The 21,046-nt window shown below is 36.6% G+C and carries 20 protein-coding genes; 4 read left to right on the plus strand and 16 right to left on the minus strand.

What is annotated here, in order from left to right; genetic code table 11:
• Positions 1 to 17: 17 nt before the first annotated feature.
• From CHI06_RS07355 to cyoE, 8 genes are all read right to left on the minus strand, one after another.
• Positions 18 to 1,190 carry a GNAT family N-acetyltransferase gene (locus CHI06_RS07355; protein WP_095247775.1) on the minus strand — a complete coding sequence of 391 codons (1,173 nt, stop codon included), beginning with the start codon at positions 1,188 to 1,190 and terminating at the stop codon, positions 18 to 20.
• An 84-nt stretch (positions 1,191 to 1,274) separates the two neighbouring features.
• The gene (locus CHI06_RS07360) at positions 1,275 to 1,739 is read right to left on the minus strand and encodes a DUF420 domain-containing protein (protein ID WP_095247776.1); all 465 of its coding nucleotides are present in this window, start codon (positions 1,737 to 1,739) and stop codon (positions 1,275 to 1,277) included.
• A gap of 96 nt (positions 1,740 to 1,835) precedes the next feature.
• Positions 1,836 to 2,744 carry a cytochrome c oxidase assembly factor CtaG gene (gene ctaG, locus CHI06_RS07365; protein WP_095247777.1) on the minus strand — a complete coding sequence of 303 codons (909 nt, stop codon included), beginning with the start codon at positions 2,742 to 2,744 and terminating at the stop codon, positions 1,836 to 1,838.
• Positions 2,745 to 2,870: 126 nt separating this feature from the next.
• On the minus strand, positions 2,871 to 3,206 hold the full coding sequence (gene ctaF, locus CHI06_RS07370; RefSeq protein ID WP_095247778.1) for a cytochrome c oxidase subunit IVB: 336 nt from the start codon (positions 3,204 to 3,206) through the stop codon (positions 2,871 to 2,873).
• Between the two features lie 4 nt (positions 3,207 to 3,210).
• Positions 3,211 to 3,840 (minus strand): cytochrome c oxidase subunit 3, encoded by a 630-nt coding sequence (locus CHI06_RS07375; RefSeq protein WP_095247779.1) that lies wholly within the window; start codon positions 3,838 to 3,840, stop codon positions 3,211 to 3,213.
• Positions 3,840 to 5,711, minus strand: coding sequence for a cytochrome c oxidase subunit I (gene ctaD, locus CHI06_RS07380; protein ID WP_095247780.1), 1,872 nt, complete (start codon positions 5,709 to 5,711; stop codon positions 3,840 to 3,842). The genes CHI06_RS07375 and ctaD overlap by 1 nt, the downstream gene beginning before the upstream one ends.
• A 31-nt stretch (positions 5,712 to 5,742) precedes the next feature.
• Positions 5,743 to 6,798, minus strand: coding sequence for a cytochrome c oxidase subunit II (gene coxB / locus CHI06_RS07385; RefSeq protein ID WP_095247781.1), 1,056 nt, complete (start codon positions 6,796 to 6,798; stop codon positions 5,743 to 5,745).
• Between the two features lie 186 nt (positions 6,799 to 6,984).
• Entirely contained in the window at positions 6,985 to 7,923 is a 939-nt protein-coding gene (gene cyoE / locus CHI06_RS07390) for a heme o synthase (RefSeq protein ID WP_095247782.1), read from the minus strand.
• Positions 7,924 to 8,511: 588 nt separating this feature from the next.
• Between cyoE and CHI06_RS07395 the strand changes: the two genes are divergently transcribed.
• Entirely contained in the window at positions 8,512 to 9,417 is a 906-nt protein-coding gene (locus CHI06_RS07395) for a COX15/CtaA family protein (protein ID WP_095247783.1), read from the plus strand.
• 40 nt (positions 9,418 to 9,457) lie between these two features.
• Here the strand turns inward: CHI06_RS07395 and pyc are convergent, their stop codons facing one another.
• From pyc to CHI06_RS07410, 3 genes are all read right to left on the minus strand, one after another.
• The gene (gene pyc, locus CHI06_RS07400) at positions 9,458 to 12,898 is read right to left on the minus strand and encodes a pyruvate carboxylase (protein ID WP_095247784.1); all 3,441 of its coding nucleotides are present in this window, start codon (positions 12,896 to 12,898) and stop codon (positions 9,458 to 9,460) included.
• Between the two features lie 58 nt (positions 12,899 to 12,956).
• A complete protein-coding gene (locus CHI06_RS07405; RefSeq protein ID WP_095247785.1) occupies positions 12,957 to 14,156 on the minus strand; it encodes an FtsW/RodA/SpoVE family cell cycle protein in 1,200 nt (399 codons plus the stop codon).
• 172 nt (positions 14,157 to 14,328) lie between these two features.
• Positions 14,329 to 14,610: a YlaN family protein gene (locus CHI06_RS07410; protein WP_095247795.1), complete on the minus strand. Its 282-nt coding sequence runs from the start codon at positions 14,608 to 14,610 to the stop codon at positions 14,329 to 14,331.
• Between the two features lie 185 nt (positions 14,611 to 14,795).
• Here CHI06_RS07410 and CHI06_RS07415 point away from each other — a divergent pair, with 185 nt between their 5' ends.
• Positions 14,796 to 15,293 carry a hypothetical protein gene (locus CHI06_RS07415; RefSeq protein WP_095247786.1) on the plus strand — a complete coding sequence of 166 codons (498 nt, stop codon included), beginning with the start codon at positions 14,796 to 14,798 and terminating at the stop codon, positions 15,291 to 15,293.
• A 61-nt stretch (positions 15,294 to 15,354) separates the two neighbouring features.
• Here the strand turns inward: CHI06_RS07415 and CHI06_RS07420 are convergent, their stop codons facing one another.
• Positions 15,355 to 16,683 carry a PhoH family protein gene (locus CHI06_RS07420; protein WP_095247787.1) on the minus strand — a complete coding sequence of 443 codons (1,329 nt, stop codon included), beginning with the start codon at positions 16,681 to 16,683 and terminating at the stop codon, positions 15,355 to 15,357.
• A gap of 204 nt (positions 16,684 to 16,887) precedes the next feature.
• Between CHI06_RS07420 and CHI06_RS07425 the strand changes: the two genes are divergently transcribed.
• On the plus strand, positions 16,888 to 17,475 hold the full coding sequence (locus tag CHI06_RS07425; RefSeq protein ID WP_095247788.1) for a YhcN/YlaJ family sporulation lipoprotein: 588 nt from the start codon (positions 16,888 to 16,890) through the stop codon (positions 17,473 to 17,475).
• 31 nt (positions 17,476 to 17,506) lie between these two features.
• Here CHI06_RS07425 and CHI06_RS07430 read toward each other — a convergent pair whose 3' ends face one another.
• Positions 17,507 to 17,962 (minus strand): pyridoxamine 5'-phosphate oxidase family protein, encoded by a 456-nt coding sequence (locus tag CHI06_RS07430; RefSeq protein WP_095247789.1) that lies wholly within the window; start codon positions 17,960 to 17,962, stop codon positions 17,507 to 17,509.
• Positions 17,963 to 18,129: 167 nt separating this feature from the next.
• Between CHI06_RS07430 and CHI06_RS07435 the strand changes: the two genes are divergently transcribed.
• Entirely contained in the window at positions 18,130 to 18,330 is a 201-nt protein-coding gene (locus tag CHI06_RS07435) for a YlaI family protein (RefSeq protein ID WP_095247790.1), read from the plus strand.
• 39 nt (positions 18,331 to 18,369) lie between these two features.
• On the opposite strand, the gene CHI06_RS07440 is transcribed toward CHI06_RS07435, so the two are convergent.
• The 3 genes from CHI06_RS07440 to typA are packed head-to-tail and all read right to left on the minus strand — an operon-like array spanning position 18,370 to position 20,864.
• On the minus strand, positions 18,370 to 18,666 hold the full coding sequence (locus tag CHI06_RS07440) for a hypothetical protein (RefSeq protein ID WP_095247791.1): 297 nt from the start codon (positions 18,664 to 18,666) through the stop codon (positions 18,370 to 18,372).
• Between the two features lie 13 nt (positions 18,667 to 18,679).
• A complete protein-coding gene (locus CHI06_RS07445; protein WP_095247792.1) occupies positions 18,680 to 19,000 on the minus strand; it encodes a YlaH-like family protein in 321 nt (106 codons plus the stop codon).
• Between the two features lie 25 nt (positions 19,001 to 19,025).
• Positions 19,026 to 20,864: a translational GTPase TypA gene (gene typA, locus CHI06_RS07450; RefSeq protein WP_095247793.1), complete on the minus strand. Its 1,839-nt coding sequence runs from the start codon at positions 20,862 to 20,864 to the stop codon at positions 19,026 to 19,028.
• Positions 20,865 to 21,046: the final 182 nt, after the last annotated feature.

Genomic DNA, 21,046 nt, shown 5'->3' on the forward strand with positions numbered 1-21,046 from the left:
CATGCGTCTTTTTTTATTTAAAAGAAATCATAAAAATATGGCTTAGTTATAGGAAATAATACTTCTAATGCAGCAATTTCTGTTTCATGACCTTGGATGTAACCTAGATCAAATAATTCAGCAGGCCGTTTGTAACCAAATAGTAACGCGGTCAATGAATTAATATCTAATCTTACACCTCTTTTAGGAGGTTGAACACAATTACTTCCTTGCTTTTCTTTATAGACTTTTACTTCACCATCACTAAGGAGATAGGTGCCATTGTTCCAAGGCGCATATTTATCTTCAAGGTGCAGGAATACCTTATTCGTTATGTTATTAAAAGGATATTTATTTAGGCATTGCTCAGCATCGACAACTCGTGCCATAAAATACGGAGAAACCTCCATCTTAACTTTTGGTTGATGTAAGATAAATGGTAAAAGCTCATGGTTAGAAGTTAGAATGCTGACGGTATCAACCATAGAGTCGTGCTGACAAATAAAATTCCACAATCCATGCCTCGCCTCTCTATTTAATGCAACAAACTCTTCAACTTCCATTTTCCGGTCTTTTACTACAAATAAGAGATACCCTATCGCTTCATCATTTTTATTGTAATAAACTGCAATCTGACCCTCACCATAAATATAATTCTTCCACCACGATGTCTCACGAACAAGCATCCCCATATAATTATTACTATACTGAGCATAAACGGCTTCTATATCAGAATGATGGTTTTCTTTCGTAAACCGTTTAATGGAACCAGGTTGAATTTCTAAAAACATAAGATCCCTTTTCTCAATAAGCAGTTTCTTATTTTCAGTAAATACTTCCCAGCCAAATTTTCGGTAAAAGCCAATATCAAAGGGGTGTAAAAGTGAAACAATCTGCTCCTCTTGAACCATTCTTTCTAATGCTGTAATGATTAAATTTTTCACATACCCGTTTCTTCTATATTCAGGATATGTCGCTACCCCTGCGATTCCACCCATTTTCCATTGTTTATCCTTCATATTAATATGGTAAGGAATTATATGAAGCTTAGCTACAAGACTATTATCCTCCCAGGCTCCTATTACGGTATGTTGTTTTAACATTTCAAGTCTTTGTGCTACGCTGTCCTCTGGTACTTTGTATTGAAAAGCATACATTGATAGCTTAAGTGATTCTAAATAATCCTTTTCCTTTAATTCTCCGATTTCCAAATCCATCACTCCCTTTATTAAAATATTTCTCTTAATAACCAGAAATTCCTTTTAATAATAGAAAAAGTGCCATTGCAGGCACTTTTATATTCCTAATATTGCTTTTATCGTCGAGGTTGTCTCTCCTCCGGTGTAAAAAATATAAAGTAATAAGTATACGGCAACACCTGTGATAGCTGTAAAAAACCAGATGACACTTGTAATCGGACCAAGCTTTCGGTGTTTGGTAAGGTTATTTTTATAACCTGTATAAAGTGTCACAATTCCAAAAACTGCTCCGGTAGTCGCTAAAAAGATATGAAAAATTAAAAAAATCGTGTAATAGATTTTTAGATTATCTGGACCGCCAAAGGCAGTATTTCCAATAAAAATCGTTCTTGATGCATAAATGATAAAGAAAATAAGTGCAAATATTGCAGCTGTAAACATGGTCTTTTTATGTGCCTCTATTTTCCTTTGTTTAATTTGCCACCAGCCAATTGCTACTGTAATAGCACTTAAAACGATAAAGCTGGTACTAATCGTTGGTAATATTGGTAGGGAATCCATGGAATTAGCCTCACTTTTTTATATTTTCTACAATAATTTTAGTTTAGTTATCCGTTTTTTTCAATAAAAAGAAAATCTCCCAGTCAATTGGGAGATTTATTCGATAAGCGAAGGCTTTAGAGTCGGCTGATTCAGCTCATTTTCAGAGTCAGCATTATCCTTTCTGTACCATTCAAAGAATACATGTCCTAAGATAACACCATAAACAATTTCTTGAATAATCTTCATTAAAACTCCACCGAGCTGTTGATCATGTAATAATGACATTGAACTAAATAACTCTGGACCACTAATGCTCAAACCTGCAAATGTTGCTGGTCCAACACAAAGACTCATTACCTGTGCCCATACTTCGGGATCAGAATAAGTTGCATAGATGGATCCTGGTGCAAAAATGATTAAGGCACATGCTGGAGTAATTAAGATACCGTCCGCAAAGATGTAACCAACCTTTTTTAATCCGCTTAATCTTTGATGTTCTGGAACAGGGTTATTTAGCGGCCACCACATGAATATCGCAACGACAAAAAGAAGAGCTGAGTAGCCAGCATGGAACCAGAAGTTTTGCATAACACGGTCAAAAATCATTGGTATATGATAAAAAGAAAACAATCCATTAAAAATGATTAAGGCTATTAGTGGTTTTGTGAAAAACCGAAACAAAGAATTAATCAGCCTTACTTTGAAAAGCTTTCTCCATATCCAAACCGGAATACCAAAAATAAATATTGGAGGTATGACCAGCACTAAGACTGCCATTGAAATCATATGGACGTAAAACATTAAATGAGCCATTAAATCTAATGGAGATCCTTTAATAGCATAGATTAGTGAAATCGAGAGCAAAAACAACCCAGCTTGTTTCTTTGTTAGTGGTTCACTATCAACAAACTTGCTGCGGAATTTAATTGTAATTAAAAAGTATACTGCAGTTATTGCAAGCAGACTTAATAGAAAGTACGGGCTCCAAAGTGCTTTAAAGCCAAAAATATCTAATGTAAGCACCGCATATCACCTCTAAATAGTAATGAAATCATAATTTTATTATATACGGTATTAAACCAAGGACGCAAAGAAATGAAACAAGTTCCTATAAAAAGAAAATCGGCATACGCCGATTTTCTCTACTGTTTACCACCAAATAATTGTTGAGAAAGCTAACACTGTCACTAAACCAACTAGCAATCCTGAATAAAGAAACAATGATGGTGCCTCATGTCCTTTATGACTCATATGCATGAAATAATAAAGCTGAAAAATAACTTGAACAATCGCTAGTAAAAGAATAAACGGCACGATAAACCAAGCCGAAAATCCTTTAGCAGCTACTACTGCAAAAGCAATTAACGTTAAGAAAATCATCAAAGCAAATGATACAACTTGATGTCTCATTTCTTCAGCGCTTTTTTTGCGACGATATTCAATGTCAACTTTTGGGTTCCCTGAATTTAATTGTGAATTTGCCATCAGTTTATCCCACCATTCCCATTAAATAAACTACTGTGAAGATGAATACCCAAACTACGTCAATGAAATGCCAATATAGGCTGGCTACGTAAAATTTAGGAGCATTATATAAATCCAAGCCACGTTTAGCATTACGAACAATTAACGTAGTGATCCATAAAAGACCGAATGCAACGTGCCCCCCATGGAAACCAACTAATGTGTAAAATGCAGAACCAAATGCACTACTTGTAAATGTATGATGATACTCATGAACATAATGAGTAAATTCATAGATCTCTAATCCAAGGAATCCAAGTCCTAATAATAGGGTTAGGATTAACCAAAGATTCATTTTTTTAGCATTAAAGTTTTTCATGTGATACATCGCATAAACACTTGTTAAAGAGCTCGTTAATAACAGCATTGTCGCAACAAATGTCAATGGCAAGTCATATAAATCTTTTGCTAATGTATGTGTTGTATCAGGCACTTTATCCTTTAAAGCAAGATAGGTAGCGAAGAGAGAGGCGAATAGCACAGTCTCTCCACCAAGGAAGAACCAAAAACCTAAAAATTTATTTTTTGCTTCAAGGGTTGATTTTTCGGGCTCAGCAGGCCATGTTTCATACGTTAATTTATCTTCTGCGTGCATTATGCCTTAACCCCCTTATCCTCGTCATCAATCAATTCTTCTTTATGAATATGGAAACCATGGTCATCCTTCACAGAACGTAAGAACATAGCTCCAAAGGTGATCAATAAACCAATAATAAGAACTGGTACTGACCATGCTTTATCATCCATGTTAAACAATGCACCAAATGCTGCAACGAATAAACCGAAAGCAATTACAAATGGCAGGATTGATGAATTAGGCATATGAATATCACCTAACGGCTCTGCAGGAGTCATTCCTTTTTTGCCTTCCATCTTTTCTAACCAGTAAGCGTCTAAACCACGAACAAGTGGAAGCTGTTTAAAGTTATAGAATGGAGGCGGTGATGGTATTGCCCACTCAAGAGTTCTTCCGTCTCCCCATGGATCATTGCCAACGCGTACATTTTTCACTGATGTCATGATGATATTGTATAAAAGAACAAGCACACCTAATGACATAAATACTGCACCCAGTGAACTAATTAAGTTTGAAAGTTCAAATCCTTGGCCCGGCAGGTATGTGAATACACGGCGCGGCATTCCCCATAGACCTAGGAAGTGCTGAATAAAGAATGTCATATGGAAACCTATGAAAAACAGCCAGAAAGTAATCTTTCCTAATGTTTCATTTAACATCGTTCCAAACATTTTTGGCCAATATAGGTGGGTACCAGCAAAGATTGCAAAGACAACACCGCCAACAATAACGTAGTGGAAATGTGCCACAACGAAATAAGTATCGTGGTACTGATAGTCCGCTGCTGCTGCTGCTAACATTACTCCGGTTACCCCACCGGCAAGAAACGAAGGAATAAATGCCAAGGCCCAATGCATTGGAGTTGTAAATTTAACACTACCTCCCCAAATGGTTAAAAGCCAGTTGAAAATTTTAATACCAGTTGGAACACCAATAGCCATTGTAGCAACAGCGAAAATCGCATTGGCAACAGGTCCTAAACCTGTTGTAAACATATGATGTGCCCAAACCATGAATCCTAAGAAGCCAATTAATACAGTAGCAAAAACCATTGATGAATATCCAAATAAACGTTTTCTTGAAAAAATTGGGAATATTTCCGAAAAAATCCCGAAAGCCGGAAGTACCAAAATGTAAACTTCTGGGTGTCCAAAAATCCAGAATAGATGCTCCCAGATAACAGTGTTACCACCCATTGTTGTAACAAAGAAATTCGATCCAAACATACGGTCAAACATCATCAATACTAAACCTACAGTTAATGGTGGAAATGCAAATAAGATAAGTGCTGAAGTGACAAAAGTTGTCCATGTAAACAACGGCATTCTCATATAAGTCATTCCAGGTGCACGCATGTTAATAATCGTTACTAGGAAATTAATACCGCCTATTAATGTACCTATACCAGATATCTGTAATCCTAATACGTAGAAATCAACACCGTGACCTTTAGAGGCCATTGCCAATGAAGCATATGATGTCCATCCTGCGTCAGGTGCTCCGTCAAAAAACCATGAAAGGTTTAAAAATACTCCTCCGAAGAAGAATAACCAAAATCCTAATGCATTAACAAACGGAAATGCAACATCACGAGCACCAATTTGTAAAGGCATTACCGCATTCATAAAAGCAAAAACAAGCGGCATTGCTGCAAGGAATATCATCGTTGTTCCATGCATGGTTATAATTTCATTAAATAATCCTGCACTAACAAAATCATTGTTAGGTACTGCTAGCTGGATGCGGATAAATACTGCCTCTATTCCGCCTACTACAAAGAAGAATCCACCTGCAATAAGATATAGGATTGCGATTTTTTTATGGTCAACAGTCGTTAAAAAATCCCATAAAGTTGCGCCAAATCCTTTTTTTTGTGCGTAGGTACTCACAATTTTACCTCCCTTTCTTCCAATTCCTCTATTATTCCTGAACTTTTAATCCCATTAAATATTCTGTTACATCATTAATCTGTTCTTCTGTTAGATCATAACTACCTGTCATTAAGTTACCTGGCTTGTATTTTTCAGGATCTGTAAGCCACTTTTTTAAGTCTTCTTCACTGTGATCCAATACTCCTGCTATACGAGAACGTTCGCCAAAGTTTGTTAAATTTGGAGCACGTCTTGCTTCCGGTGGTGTACCATTTGCAGGTGTAACAGCATGACAGCCTATACAACTTTTATTAAAGATTTCTTGACCACGTTGAGCACTTTCAGTTTCTGCTAATTTTGGTTCTTCAACGTCTTTCATATCTGCAACCCAGTTATCAAAGTCATCACGGCTCATGGTTTTAACTTTAAAATCCATTAACGCATGTGATGGTCCACAAAGCTCTGCACACTTGCCATAAAATAAATCCCCTGCTTCTTTAGCCTTAGCGCTATCAAACTCTAACCAAAATTTATTAACATTCTCAGTATTCGTATCGAGCTTTCCACCTACCGCTGGTACCCAGAAAGAGTGTTTAACATCAGAAGATATTAAATTAAAATATACCTTCTCATCCGTTGGAACCACTAAATCTTGACCAGTAACAATTCCTTGACCAGGATATTCAAATTCCCACCAATATAAATTGGAACGGACATTGATGACAAGCGCATCTGAATCTTTCTTATCCATTGGTGAAACATCTGCTAATTTAAATGTAGCAGAAACCGTTGGAACTGCTAAAAGTAATAGTAATAAAATTGGTATAACTGTCCAAATAATTTCTAGTTTGTGACTTCCTTCTACTTGTTTTGGAATCTTTTCATCTTTCCGTCTGAACTTAAACATGACGATTAAGAAGATTACCATTACAACTACGATAACCCCTACCATAATCAATGTACTTAGTTTCATCAGATCATATTGAATGTCTGCAACTTCACCAGCTGGCCTTAAAGTCGATAGGAACGGTTCGCCACATCCTGAAAGGATAAGCGAAAGAATCGCCAATATCGAGATCAAACGCCATTTTGCAAGCCTTTTCATAGCTAAATCATACCCCTCTTTCGATAAATGATTTCTTTACTTATCTGTGATCAAACATGTATGTAGTATTGTTCTTCTTAACGTTAAAAGAAACACGGAGACACAAGAAAGTATAACTGCCTCCGATATTTTAGTAATAACCTTAGGGATACTTATAATCCCCATTATTAAGAAAGAACATCCCAGCTAAACTAATGTAACAATGACCATTGCAACAAAAATAATTGTTAAATATTGCAATGAGTACACAAACATTAATTTTGCCCACTTAATATCATCTTTGATCTTATATCCATAAATCCCTAACACAAGCCAACCGATATTTAACACGGTTGCCAAAATTAGAAATGGGATTCCTAATGAAGTAAGTAATAAAGGTGTTGGCAGTAATGCGGCTACCCATATTAAGATATGTTTCTTAGTTGTTTTAAATCCCTTTACTACTGGAAGCATTGGGATTCCCGCAGCTCTATATTCTTCTACACGCCTCATCGCTAATGCATAAAAATGGGGCGGCTGCCAAATAAACATAATAATGAACAGAGCCCATGCCATCATATCAAGATTTCCATCAATTGCAGCCCAGCCAATTAGTGGTGGTACAGCACCAGAAATACTGCCTATGATTGTATTTGATACTAATTGACGCTTTGACCATAATGAGTACAGCACAACATAACTAAAAACTCCAAGCAGTCCAATCACTGTTGCAGTTACGGTAGTAAACAATAGAAAAATTGTTCCTAGAACAATTAAGAAAATACCCAATCCAAGCACCTTCGAAGGAACTATTTTCCCCGTAACCGTAGGTCTTGATTTTGTTCTTTCCATTAAAGGGTCAATGTCACGATCAATGAAATTATTTATGGAGCATGAACCCGCAATAATGAGGGAGGAACCAATAACGGTAAATAAAACTATATCTATGTTACTTAGAAAACTTTGACCACTAAAATGTAGAGCCAGCCATATGCCAGTAAATGTTGTTATAAGATTTGAATTTACAATCCCAATCTTTATAAGTGCCATAAAATCTTTCCACATAGTGGATTTTGCCATATGAGAATTAAGACCCGTTGAGCCATTTTCTATCGTTGCTTCACCGTATGCCTTTGAATTTGGCATCTTTCCCCCTCCTAAGTATGTTGTAATTATTATTATAATCCCGATAGATAACTTTACCAAATTACAATAGTTATTTAAAAGCTATTATTATTTTATAATATTGTTATTTAAGGAACACTTTCTCTGTATATTAAATCACACTTTAGTGTATTTTTGTGAATTTTTTTTGAATAATTTTTGTCTAAATTGTGTCCGTCGGTATTTAATACCCATTATACTATATAATAGAATTTTTAGATAATAAAACACACTCTAATTTAAGTGAAATCCAAACAATTTCTTTGTGTTATAGACAACAAAAGCAAATATTAATGTTGTTATATATAAGATTAATTTAACCTATCTTTTTATTTCTATCAGACCCTTATCTATTTAGCAATAGTTATCACTATAATAATAGTGATAACTAGAAGGTATATGCAATCTTAATTTTAATAAAAGTTATGCAAAAATTTCAGTTTTAATTCTGTTCTTTTTCCTATGTTTTCGTTATGATAAGGTAGTGCTTTTATCGTTAGATATCCCAAATCATTATACTTACAAAATATTGAACAAAATTTTTAGACTTTTATTTAAGAAGGTGATTGTTTGCGACGTTCTTTAAAGTGGCTTGCTGTGGCAACTACTATTGGAATGATATTAGTTTTACTTGGGGGCGCACTTGTTACAAAAACAGAATCCGGTATGGGGTGCGGAAGATCTTGGCCATTATGTAATGGGGAGTTTGTGCCAACGGAGATAACTGCTGAATTAGTTATCGAACTTGCTCACAGACTAGTATCTGGTGCGGTCGGTTTTATGGTACTCATATTATCCATTTGGACTTGGAAAGTAATCGGGCATATTAGGGAAACAAAATTCCTATCCTTTCTTTCTTTTTTCTTTTTACTATTGCAAGGATTAATTGGGGCAGCAGCTGTAATATGGGAACAATCTGACTTTATCCTCGCATTGCACTTTGGTATATCACTTATTTCTTTTGCCGCAGTATTATTGCTTACTTTATTAATCTTTGAAATCGATAAAAAGTTTGATGTAGATAAGCTCGTTATCGATAGAAGAATGGGTTTTCACATTATCTCTATTTCCATTTATAGCTATTTTGTCATTTATACTGGGGCCTTAGTTCGCCATACCAAATCAAGTTTGGTTTGCCGTGATTGGCCATTATGTGTCAATGACAGCCCAGCCCTTCCAACTAACCTATTTGAATGGGTGCAGATGGGACATCGTGCGGCGGCAGGTCTCATCTTTATTTGGATTGGATATGTTACTTATTTAGCAGTAAAAAATTATCGTCAGCAAAAAGTTATCTATTGGGGTTGGATTAGTGCGTTTACTTTAGTATCCCTCCAGGTATTATCCGGAGCTTTTGTAATTTTTACACAGCTAAATCTTTTCATTGCTTTAATGCATGCTTTATTTATAACCTGTTTATTTGGGGTACTAAGCTATTTTCTCTTTTTGCTATCCAGATCTCGAAAAAAACAATAAAAAAAGTTGCCAGGTTTTATACTTGGCAACTTTTTTATGACTATTTATCCAATTCAAGTAGTAAATCTCCTGTTTGAATGGCTTCATCATTTTTTACATAAATTTCTTTTATTACTCCTGAAAAAGGAGCTTGAACGGTTGTTTCCATCTTCATTGCCTCAGTGATTATGAGATGGTCTCCTCGTTCCACCCGTTCCCCTTTTTCCACTAATACTTTGACAACAGTTCCAGGCATTGTGGCCGAAATATGTGTCTCATTTTTAGGATTGGCTTTTAATCTAGTTATTACTGCTGCTTTGATACTTTCATCTTTAATATTAACCTCACGCGGCTGACCATTTAGTTCAAAATAAACGACACGTGTACCATCCGCCTGCGGCTGACCAATTGAGACAAGTTTAACAATAAGTGTTTTTCCTGTTTCAATCTCTACTTCAATTTCTTCCCCAAGCCGAAGGCCATAAAGGAAAGTAGGTGTATCTAGAAACGAAATATTCCCATATAAGTCAACCGTATTCAAATACTCTTTATAAACTTTTGGATAGAGCGCATAGGAAATCAAATCAATATCTGAAATTGTACGGCCCAGCTCCTTAGCTAACTCTTCCTTTAATTCTGAAAAATCAACCTCAGGCAGTAACTCACCAGGACGAACCTCCAAAGGTTTTTTCCCTTTTAATATTACGTTCCGCAGTTTTTCCGGGAATCCTTGATGCGGCTGACCGAGATACCCCTGGAACAATTCAACTACAGAATCCGGGAAGTCAATAGAGTCCCCATTATTAAGGACATCAGCTTCTGATAAATTATTTTGTACCATAAAGAGTGCCATATCCCCGACAACTTTAGAAGATGGCGTAACTTTTACGATATCCCCAAACATGTGATTGACCCGAGTGTACATTTGCTTGACTTCATCCCACTGATCGCCAAGCCCCACACCCTTTGCTTGCTGTTGTAAATTACTGTATTGTCCCCCTGGCATCTCATGCTGGTACACCTCTGAATGTGGTGCAACCATTCCACTTTCAAAATCATGATAATATTTTCTAACATCCTCCCAATAATAGGAAAGCTGTTCAAGGGCATTAATATTTACATTTGGTTTCCTATCCTTACCTTCTAATGCGTAATAAAGAGAATTTGCACTTGGCTGTGAAGTTAGCCCAGCCATCGTACTTAGGGCTGTATCCACAATATCTACTCCACCGTCTATAGCACGAGCATAGGTGAAAATACCATTTCCGCTCGTATCATGAGTATGAAGATGGATTGGAATATCTATTGTTGCTTTTAATTCAGAAATAAGTCGATAGGCTGCTTCGGGTTTTAGCAAGCCTGCCATATCCTTTATCCCTAATATATGTGCCCCTTGATTCTCAAGTTCTTTTGCTAGTACTTTATAATAGTTTAGATCATATTTTACTCTTGTTGGATCTAGAATATCGCCCGTATAACAAATTGCCGCTTCAGCGATTTTCCCACTATCCCTGACAGCCTCAATAGCGATTTCCATTCCTGGAACCCAGTTTAAGCTGTCAAAAACTCTGAATACGTCAATCCCTTCTTCCGCTGACTTTCTTACAAATTCTTTGATAAGATTGTCAGGATAATTTTTATATCCCACTGCGTTGGAACCGCGGATTAACATTTGAAACAGAACATTTGGAATTTTTTCACGAAGAACACGCAATCTTTCCCATGGGTCTTCTTTTAAGAAGCGGTAAGCTACATCAAAAGTTGCTCCTCCCCACATCTCAAGTGAAAATAGGTTCGGTATAAGCTTTGCTGTCGGCTCAGCAATATGCAAAATGTCCGTAGTTCTTACCCTTGTTGCCAATAACGACTGATGTGCATCTCTGAAGGTAGTATCCGTTAACAATACTTTATCTTGATTCTTTATCCACTGTACAAGACCTTCTGCACCATTTTGGTCTAGAATTTGTTTTGTTCCGTCCTGGTAAGGAAAATCATATTTTAATTTAGGCACTCGCGGTTTCGAAAACACGGGTCTTTTCTTTTTTTCAATACCCGGGAAACCATTGACCGTAACGTTTCCAATATACGATAGCATTTTGGTTCCACGGTCCTTACTAGCAGGAAATACGAATAACTCCGGAGTTGAATCGATAAATGAAGTATCATATTCCCCTCTTCTAAAATTCTCATGTCTTACAACATTCTCAAGAAAAGGGATATTGGTTTTTATTCCCCGAATTCTAAACTCTCTAAGATTCCGAACCATTTTAGAGGCTGCTTGTTCGAAGGTTAATGCCCATGTAGAAAGCTTCACAAGCAAAGAATCATAATAGGGTGTGATGACAGCACCTTGATAACCGTTTCCAGCATCAAGACGAACACCAAATCCTCCTCCAGAGCGATAAGCCATAATTTTTCCGGTATCAGGCATAAAATTATTAAGCGGGTCTTCTGTTGTAACACGTGACTGGATAGCAAAACCGTTAATCCGAATCTCTTCTTGTGGAGGAATCCCGACTATTGGACTGTGTAAATCCTGACCTTCCGCCACTAAGATTTGCGTATGTACAATATCAATTCCTGTTACCATTTCAGTTACCGTATGTTCAACCTGAATCCTTGGATTTACTTCTATGAAATAAAAGTCCTTACCAGAAACAAGAAATTCTACTGTCCCTGCATTTAGATAAGCTACATTCTTCATTAACTTAACTGCGGCTGCACAAATTTTCTCACGTAATGAATCGGATATTGATACACTTGGGGCTACTTCTACTACTTTTTGATGACGGCGCTGTACAGAACAATCCCGGTCATACAAATGGACAATGTTACCCTTTTTATCCCCAAATATTTGTACCTCAATATGTTTTGGTTTCTCGATTAATTTTTCCAGGTAAACTTCGTCACTTCCAAATGCTGCTTTGGCTTCTGATTTAGCACGGTCAAATGCTTCTTGCATTTCCTCTTGGTTCCTAACAATCCGCATACCACGTCCGCCACCGCCAAGGGCCGCTTTAATAATAATCGGATAACCATGATAGAAGGTAAACTCCTTCACTTCTTCGATGGTATCGACAGGACCATCACTGCCTGGAATTACGGGTATCCCAGCAAGTTCAGCTTGTTTCCTAGCTTTGACTTTATCACCGAACATATCAAGATGGCTTGATGTTGGTCCAATAAAAATAATTCCTTCATCCTCACAACGTCTTGCAAAGTGAATATTCTCTGATAAAAATCCATATCCTGGATGAATAGCATTTGCTCCGCTAAACTTAGCAATTTCAATGATTCCATCAATGTCTAGGTAGGCATCGATAGGTTTCTTTCCTTCACCAACTAAGTAGGCCTCATCTGCTTTATAACGATGATAGGCTCCAGTATCTTCCCTAGAATAAATTGCTACGGTTTTGATATTTAATTCAGTACAAGCCCTAAAAACCCGAATTGCAATTTCTCCTCTGTTCGCAACTAACACTTTATTAATTTGTCCTGTCAATTTTGGCACCCCTTATCTCATTTTGAATAAAAGCGCAGGGAACACTCTTCTCCCCGCGCTATGTTCTAAATTGATATACATTTCCATCTTGATGATTACTATTTTTTTCTTGGTGCTGTTGTTTATATTTATTTTCATATTTAACAAACATAGAAACATTTACTAGAATGCCAGAAGCAATTGCTAATTGCAGCAGTGAAGAACCGCCATAGCTTATAAACGGCAGTGGGACACCTGTAAGCGGTATAACACCTGAAACACCAGCTAGGTTTATGAACGATTGAATTCCAATCATACTTGAAATCCCTATTGCTAATAAACTTCCAAATGGATCTTTACACCGCAACCCAATATATATACCTCTTAAAACAATAAATGCCAGCGTAAGTACTACAAAGCTTACTCCCCAAATACCCAGTTCCTCCGCAATTACCGCCATTATGAAGTCAGTATGGGATTCTGGTAAATAGCCAAGTTTTTGCACACTTTTACCTAAACCTAAACCATTTATCCCTCCCGAACCAATTGCAATGTATGAATTCGCTAGGTGAAAACCTGCATCCAATTCATCCTCAAACGGATTACTTAAAACCGTAAATCGCTCCATTCGTTTCTCAGAAAATATTTCACCCTTTAAGGCAATAAGGAATGGAGATGCTAAGATAAGCCCAAGTAAAATTAACTTTGTTATATTTTTAAAGTTCATTCCAGATGAAATAATAATTGTACCTGCGATTAAACCAATGATCATCGCAGTTCCAAAGTCAGGCTGCAAAGCAATTAAACCACAGACAATAACAAGATATGCTAAGGGAGGCAGAACTCCGTGATTAAATTTATTTATATATGCCTGCTTTTTTGCATACACTGCAGACAAGTAAATTATGACAAATATTTTTACAAACTCTGCTGGCTGCAGGCTTAATGGACCGATTTTAAACCAACTCTGAGCATTCCCAGCAACATGTCCAAAAATAAAAAGCCCCAAAAGCCCAAATACAGAAAGACCAACCATAGGTACTAGAAATTTTGTGCTTTTCATTATTTTATAAGGAAACAATGCAGTAAAAATAAATACCACAGCTGCCCCTAGTAAAAATAGTCTTTGCTTGGTGTAAAAATGGTCACTAGGAACTTCATACCTTTGGACGCTTGAGGCCATGCTGGCACTATAAACCATTACTAATCCAAATAAAGATAAAAGGATGATTGCGATAATTAGTGAATAATCATAGGATTTCAATATTTTTTTAAACATGTTATAACTTCCTCGTTTTTAAAATTGTCGTTATTGCTATTATAATAGAAAATGGAACGAATTAGTTGAGGAAAAGTTACATTACTTCAATCTTTTGAATAGGAATATTCTGAAAAAATAAAAGGTTAATAAAAAACTCAAACAACACATCACCATTGTTTGAGTTTTTCAGCTATTTTCTAAGGGATGCTTCATGAAGCGCAGATAATTCTCTTTCTAATTTATCTAGAATCGCTTTGCCATCCTTAACTTCAATTAAGCCTAATCTTACCGCAAATTCTATCTCTCTCGATAAACCAAACATTTGCGTATCCAATACCTCTTCATAAAGAGGGCATTGAGGCATCGTGAGATTTTCCATTTGCACCTTAATTAGCTTTAATATTTTTTCAGCGTCTGCCTGTAACAAGGCATAGGCTTTTTCCTGATGATTCACTATCATTTCAGACGCCAACATTGATCCCCCCATTTCAGAGCGATAACCCAACTTATCTATAAATTTTACCTTTTACCACAGAAAAATGCAAGAACAATAACCTCGAGGGGCATATAGTTCCTTCATATTCCTTCATATTCCTTATATGACATTCATTCTATTTCACGCTATACTTTAATAGAAATGAACTGGAGGAATGAAAGATGGAAAATATAATCGTACTATCCGGAAAGGTAAAATACACAATTACTCTCGATCCCACAGTTTGGATATTTGATGATCGAAAGGTGGATTTGACTACATACTTCTCTACATCCTTTGAAAATAAAAATGAACTTGAGGAGTACACTAAATCGGTATCAAAACATTGGGACAGAGAAATCATGGAGGGTGCTGTCTATCCGCCAACATTAAAAACGGAGAAGAAATATGAGAAGGAAAAGGTATTAACAGGTAGTTTTGGTATACCTATCCTGCCTTTTTTAAAAAATGCAGAACTTGTTGAAGATGCCGTCGCTTTAACCATAAAAACTACAGCATCAGAACATGAGATATCTCTTGATAAGGCAAAGGATTTAATATTAGGTTTTTCAAATGGTGGTAAACCACTTTCAGAAGATGGACCTGTCCATGTTTATTTCGGTGATGGTTCCAACCTATTAGACCCGATAAAAAACATAAGAGAGTTTATTATTAAATAGTAAACAACGGGTGCCAATTTGGTACCCGTTTTTTGCGATTAACATTCATATGTCTCTTCGGCTACAGCAAATCGGCTGCCAGCCTGGCTAATCCTGATCGTTCCCCTTTTAACAGCTTAACATGTCCGGAAATAACCTGGTCTTTAAAACGTTCCACGACATAGGTTAGACCATTATTGTAGGCGTCAAGATATGGATGGTCTATTTGTTCAGGATCACCCATTAAAACAATCTTGCTGCCCTCACCCACACGCGTTAAGATTGTTTTCACTTCATGTTTTGTTAAATTTTGGGCTTCATCAATAATAATAAATTGCTTTGGCAGACTTCTTCCCCTGATATAGGTTAGAGCTTCTACCTCTATCGAACCCATTCCTGCAAGGATTGCATCCAATTCTCCTGGCTTTTTAGTATTAAAAAGGTATTCAAGATTATCAAATATCGGCTGCATCCATGGTCTAAGTTTTTCTTGTTTTTCACCGGGCAAATACCCTAGATCCTTACCTACCGGTACAATCGGTCTAGCTACTAATAGCTTTTTAAATTCTCTAAAGTCCTCTGTCTGCATTAGTCCAGATGCCAGCGCCAGCAAGGTTTTACCTGTCCCTGCTTTTCCGATTAAGGTAATAAGTGGGATATCCTTACGAAGCAGCAGCTCGATTGCCATCGTTTGCTGCACATTTCTAGGGTGAATTCCCCATACATGTTCTTGATTAATAGCAAGTTTCTTTACCTTTTTTCTTGTTTTATCGACCATCCCTAACGCTGACGCGGAACCTCCTAGTGCGTCTTTCATGATTAAGTATTGATTTGGATAAAATGAATATTTTCCAATTTCCGATAAAAGTAATTCCCCTTTTTCATAAAAGGAACCCAGCAATTCTACAGATAAAAAAACTTCCAAAAAACCTGTGTAAATATGGTCAATTTCGACCACCCTGTCACTTAAAAAGTCTTCAGCAGTTAATCCAATAGCGTCTGCCTTTACCCTGACTAATGTATCTTTACTCACCAGTATTACTGGCTTTCCATTTTCCTTTTGCTGTTCTTCTGTTGATAAATTTTTTGCAACTGCGAGAATTCGATTGTCATTTGTTTTTTCTACAAAAATTTCTTGTAATTCATGAAAAGCACGATGATTAAGTTCAATTCTAATTGTTCCACCATTTTCAAGAGGGATTTTTTCATGAAGCTTACCCGCTGCTCGTAATTCATCAATTAATCTTGATACATGACGGGCATTTCTCCCTATTTCATCCATGTACCTTTTCTTTGAGTCCACTTCTTCAAGGACAACTGCAGGAATGACTACTTCATTATCTTCGAATGAGAATATGGAATACGGGTCCTGTAATAAGACGTTTGTATCTAACACGTATATTTTACTCAAAGCGACGCCTCCACTTTTTCTAGTTGATTGGTTTGTTAATCCGTTCATTACAAACCTATTGCTAGATAGGACTTTGGTAAAATATATGTTTGTTCGAATAAAGATAGAAGGATTTCCGCACAATAAATGTAAGTTGAGTATAACGAAATTCCAGAGAACACAAGTGAATCGGTTATACAACTCTATCTGGAGGTGGATTTTATCATGAAGAAGCTTTTCATATTTACCACTTTAGTTTTGGTCCTAGCTGCTTGTAACAACAATAGCAACAATGCGCAAAATAATGAAAAGCAATCATTGGTTAACGTTAAAAACAGTTATATAGAAGATGTAGACCGGAAAACGGGTCAGGAGGTTTCCAAACGATTAGTTGAACTTGCCACTAGTATTCCAAATGTTCATGATGCAACCGCAGTTGTCATTGGCAGATATGCCATTGTTGGTATCGATGTAAATTCAAAGATTGAACGGTCTCAAGTGGGCTCAATAAAATATTCTGTTGCAGAAAGCTTGAAGGAAGACCCTTATGGTGCACGTGCAATCGTAGTGGCTGATGCAGATACCAATCAGCGTCTGAAAGAAATTGCCGCAGATATCGAAAAAGGAAGACCCATACAAGGTATAATGGAAGAGCTTGCCGACGTGGCAGGCAGACTAATGCCTGAAATCCCTGGAGATATAATTGACCCTAATCCTAAAAATGCTCCAGAAGAACCAAAGAAAAAGCTGCAGGAGAACGAGAAGAAAAGTTTAGAGGATAAACAGCAAGAAGAATCCAAACATTATAAATAAAAGGTTATAAATAGAAAAGCTTAGTCATCGACTAAGCTTTTCTCATTGCTTCCATTACCTGGGTATCTAACCGAGCAGCTGCGTTTTTATCATATGTTTTGTCATACTGTGGCTCTGTAACAATTTGGGAACCATAAAACATGACATCCCTAACCTCATGAATCTGAATTTCAATCAACGCAAGCTTTAAAGGAACGTCCTGGAGCCGTTCTTCTTTCAATGATGCTTCACCTTGTATAGAATATGTAGATTCATTAGCAATTAAATTGATAACCACTTTATTATTTTGTGTGATATTTTGAATAATTCTAGATTTATTATCTACTGCAAAATAAATGGTTTCTTCATCTTTTGCTAAAATCCAAGATATTGCGTTAACATTTGGACCACCTGTTTCATAATCTACCGTTGCTAATGTTACAAACCTTTCTTTCTGCAGCTCATCATATAATGGCTTAATGAGTCTTGGTTCTACTTGATTCGGCATACTTACAACCCCTTCATTCAATTCCTTACAAAAAGACAGACATTCTCATAGTACTATTATCTGTTTTTTTCAGCAACTTAATCACAATTGATTTACTTGATATCATCTTTGCATGATATACTATAGTATAAGAAAAGCAAGACTAGAATGGACTCCTGAGGTGCTTTATGAGAGTAAAATGCGTAATCTGCGACAAAATTGAATCGATTGAAGATGAATCATTTGTAGCTAAACGTCTTCGAAATCGTCCTATCCATACATATATGTGTCAAGACTGTAGTAGTAGAATCTCTGATAAAACAAAAGCAAGAATTGATACAGGTAATTTTAGATTTTATCGAGCACAGTCTGAGAAGGATGATTGGTAAAAAACATGCCAATTCCGTTATGGAATTGGCATGTTTTTTTTATTCATTTTCAAACGGGAAGTTGCAATATTTATCAGGCTCTTGGTTAATTTGCTTAAGCATTACTTCGATAAGTTCACGAGGAAATCTCGTCTTCTTCGATTCACCCTCATGAATATAAGTGACATAATACATCACATCATCAGTTGTCACTTCAATGTTTGATAAATGTTGTTCACTCTTAATAATTTCATCAAAAAGGTCTAACGTTTCTCTTGCTGCAGTATCCTCAGGACGAGCGTCGCATACAACCTTTATCGAAAGCCAATTATAGAGTGCATCCTGTACCGATCTCATGTTTAATCCCCCGTTACTTTGCCTCAACCTGCTGTTTTTTCGACTGATGTAAGCGAATTTTGTAAATGATTAAAATCAAAGCTGCTACAACAAGCCCTTCTGTTATTGGTAAAAAGATTCCGAGTGCTGTAAGAATCGTACACCCTGCAGCTAAAAAGATATAAATCAATATTGATTTTATTAACGGCAGCTTCTGCTTCTGTGCAAAGCCAAGTTTATAAACCAAAATTGAGAGAGCTACAATTGTAAAATAAAGCAGCCACATTCCCAATTTTGGTTGTTCAGTTACGTTAAAGAGGGCTGGAAAAAAAGAAAGCCGGTCCGCTACGTTCACGCCTATTACCTCCCCCGAAGAGAAATTAACTTAATTCTGCAACCTTTTTCTTTTTAGCCATTCTTTCACGTTCATTTTTATCTAGAATTTTTTTACGTAAACGAATGGATTCAGGTGTAACTTCACAGTATTCATCATCGTTTAGGTATTCTAATGACTCTTCAAGTGTCATTAGTCTTGGTTTCTTAATAACCGATGTTTGATCCTTGTTTGCAGAACGAATATTTGTTGCTTGTTTCACTTTTGTGATATTAACAGTAATATCATTTTCACGCGTGTGTTCTCCAACAATCATACCTTCGTAAATTTCAGTTCCTGGTTCAACGAAGATTGTACCACGGTCTTCAACTCCCATAATACCATATGTCGAAGCTTTTCCAGACTCCATGGATACTAGTACACCTTGACGTCTTCCACCAACTTGACCTTGAACCATCGGCTGGTAGCTGTCAAATGTGTGATTAATAATTCCATACCCGCGTGTCATAGTTAAGAACTCTGTTGTATAACCAATTAATCCACGTGCTGGAACATTAAAGATTAAGCGTACTTGACCTGATCCGTTATTAATCATATCAATCATTTCGCCTTTACGGGCACCAATTGATTCCATTACAGAACCTGTATGCTCTTCTGGTACATCAATTTGTACTCTTTCAATCGGCTCACTACGAACACCATCAATTACTTTTACAATAACTTCAGGTTTAGAAACTTGTAGCTCATACCCTTCACGGCGCATGTTTTCGATTAAAATGGATAAATGAAGCTCACCACGACCTGATACAATCCAGGCATCTGGCGAATCTGTATTTTCAACACGTAAGCTTACATCTGTTTGCAGCTGAGCGAGTAGTCTTTCTTCGATTTTTCTTGAAGTCAGATACTTACCTTCTCTGCCTGCAAATGGGCTGTTATTAACAACAAAAGTCATCTGTAATGTTGGTTCATCAATTCTTAGAATTGGTAATGCTTCTTGGTGCTCAACCGGACAAACGGTTTCGCCCACGTTAATATCTTCCATACCAGAAACAGCAATTAAGTCTCCCGCTACTGCTTCTTGAATTTCCTGACGTTTTAGTCCAAAGAAACCAAAGATTTTTGTTACACGGAATTGTTTAACTGTACCGTCTATTTTCATTAATGAAACTTGTTGGCCAACATGCATTGTACCGCGGAAAACTCGCCCAATCCCAATTCTTCCTACATAATCATTATAGTCAAGAAGAGCAACTTGGAATTGTAATGGCTCCTCGCGATTGTCAATTGGTGCAGGAATGTGTTCAACAATAGAATCATACAAACATTGCATGTTTTCATCCTGTTTTTCATGATTTGTGCTGGCAGTACCATTAATGGCAGAAGCAAAAATGACCGGGAACTCAAGCTGATCTTCATTTGCACCAAGTTCAATAAATAAATCAATAACCTCATCAATTACTTCCAAAGGACGAGCAAAGTCACGGTCAATTTTATTAACGACAACAATTGGAGTCAGATTTTGTTCTAACGCCTTTTTTAATACGAAGCGTGTTTGTGGCATTGTTCCTTCATAGGCATCCACGACTAGTAAAACACCATCAACCATTTTCATGATACGTTCAACCTCGCCGCCAAAATCGGCATGTCCCGGTGTATCCAAAATATTGATTCGTTTATCTTTATATTGTATCGCTGTGTTTTTAGCGAGAATCGTTATTCCACGTTCTCTTTCCAAATCATTTGAATCCATTGCACGTTCCTCAACGTGCTCATTTGTACGAAATGTTCCTGACTGCTTTAATAATTGGTCAACCAAAGTCGTTTTCCCGTGGTCAACGTGTGCGATAATTGCTATATTGCGAATATCTTCTCTTAATTTCAAGTGCTTCACTCCTACTTCTATTTAAAAAAATTTTAAGCTATTTATAGTTTCCCATTAACAACTAAAGTATTATACCACATTAATGGTGGAAAACTAAAAGCATTTTCTGTAGAATATAGCTATATTATTTATCATAAGAAATATTTATTTATTTGGCTGTCTTAAACTGGGCTGTTGATTTG

Origin of the sequence: Bacillus sp. 7884-1 (assembly GCF_002272245.1) — a bacterium.
Taxonomy (GTDB): Bacteria; Bacillota; Bacilli; order Bacillales; family Cytobacillaceae; genus Neobacillus.

Excerpts from the sequence above, each read along its gene's own strand:
- CHI06_RS07360 (WP_095247776.1), bottom strand. The coding sequence starts at position 1,739 with ATGGATTCCCTACCAATATTACCAACGATTAGTACCAGCTTTATCGTT.
- ctaF (WP_095247778.1), bottom strand. The coding sequence starts at position 3,206 with ATGGCAAATTCACAATTAAATTCAGGGAACCCAAAAGTTGACATTGAA.
- CHI06_RS07375 (WP_095247779.1), bottom strand. The coding sequence starts at position 3,840 with ATGCACGCAGAAGATAAATTAACGTATGAAACATGGCCTGCTGAGCCC.
- coxB (WP_095247781.1), bottom strand. The coding sequence starts at position 6,798 with ATGAAAAGGCTTGCAAAATGGCGTTTGATCTCGATATTGGCGATTCTT.
- cyoE (WP_095247782.1), bottom strand. The coding sequence starts at position 7,923 with ATGCCAAATTCAAAGGCATACGGTGAAGCAACGATAGAAAATGGCTCA.
- CHI06_RS07405 (WP_095247785.1), bottom strand. The coding sequence starts at position 14,156 with ATGTTTAAAAAAATATTGAAATCCTATGATTATTCACTAATTATCGCA.
- CHI06_RS07415 (WP_095247786.1), top strand. The coding sequence starts at position 14,796 with ATGGAAAATATAATCGTACTATCCGGAAAGGTAAAATACACAATTACT.
- CHI06_RS07425 (WP_095247788.1), top strand. The coding sequence starts at position 16,888 with ATGAAGAAGCTTTTCATATTTACCACTTTAGTTTTGGTCCTAGCTGCT.
- CHI06_RS07430 (WP_095247789.1), bottom strand. The coding sequence starts at position 17,962 with ATGCCGAATCAAGTAGAACCAAGACTCATTAAGCCATTATATGATGAG.
- CHI06_RS07435 (WP_095247790.1), top strand. The coding sequence starts at position 18,130 with ATGAGAGTAAAATGCGTAATCTGCGACAAAATTGAATCGATTGAAGAT.
- CHI06_RS07440 (WP_095247791.1), bottom strand. The coding sequence starts at position 18,666 with ATGAGATCGGTACAGGATGCACTCTATAATTGGCTTTCGATAAAGGTT.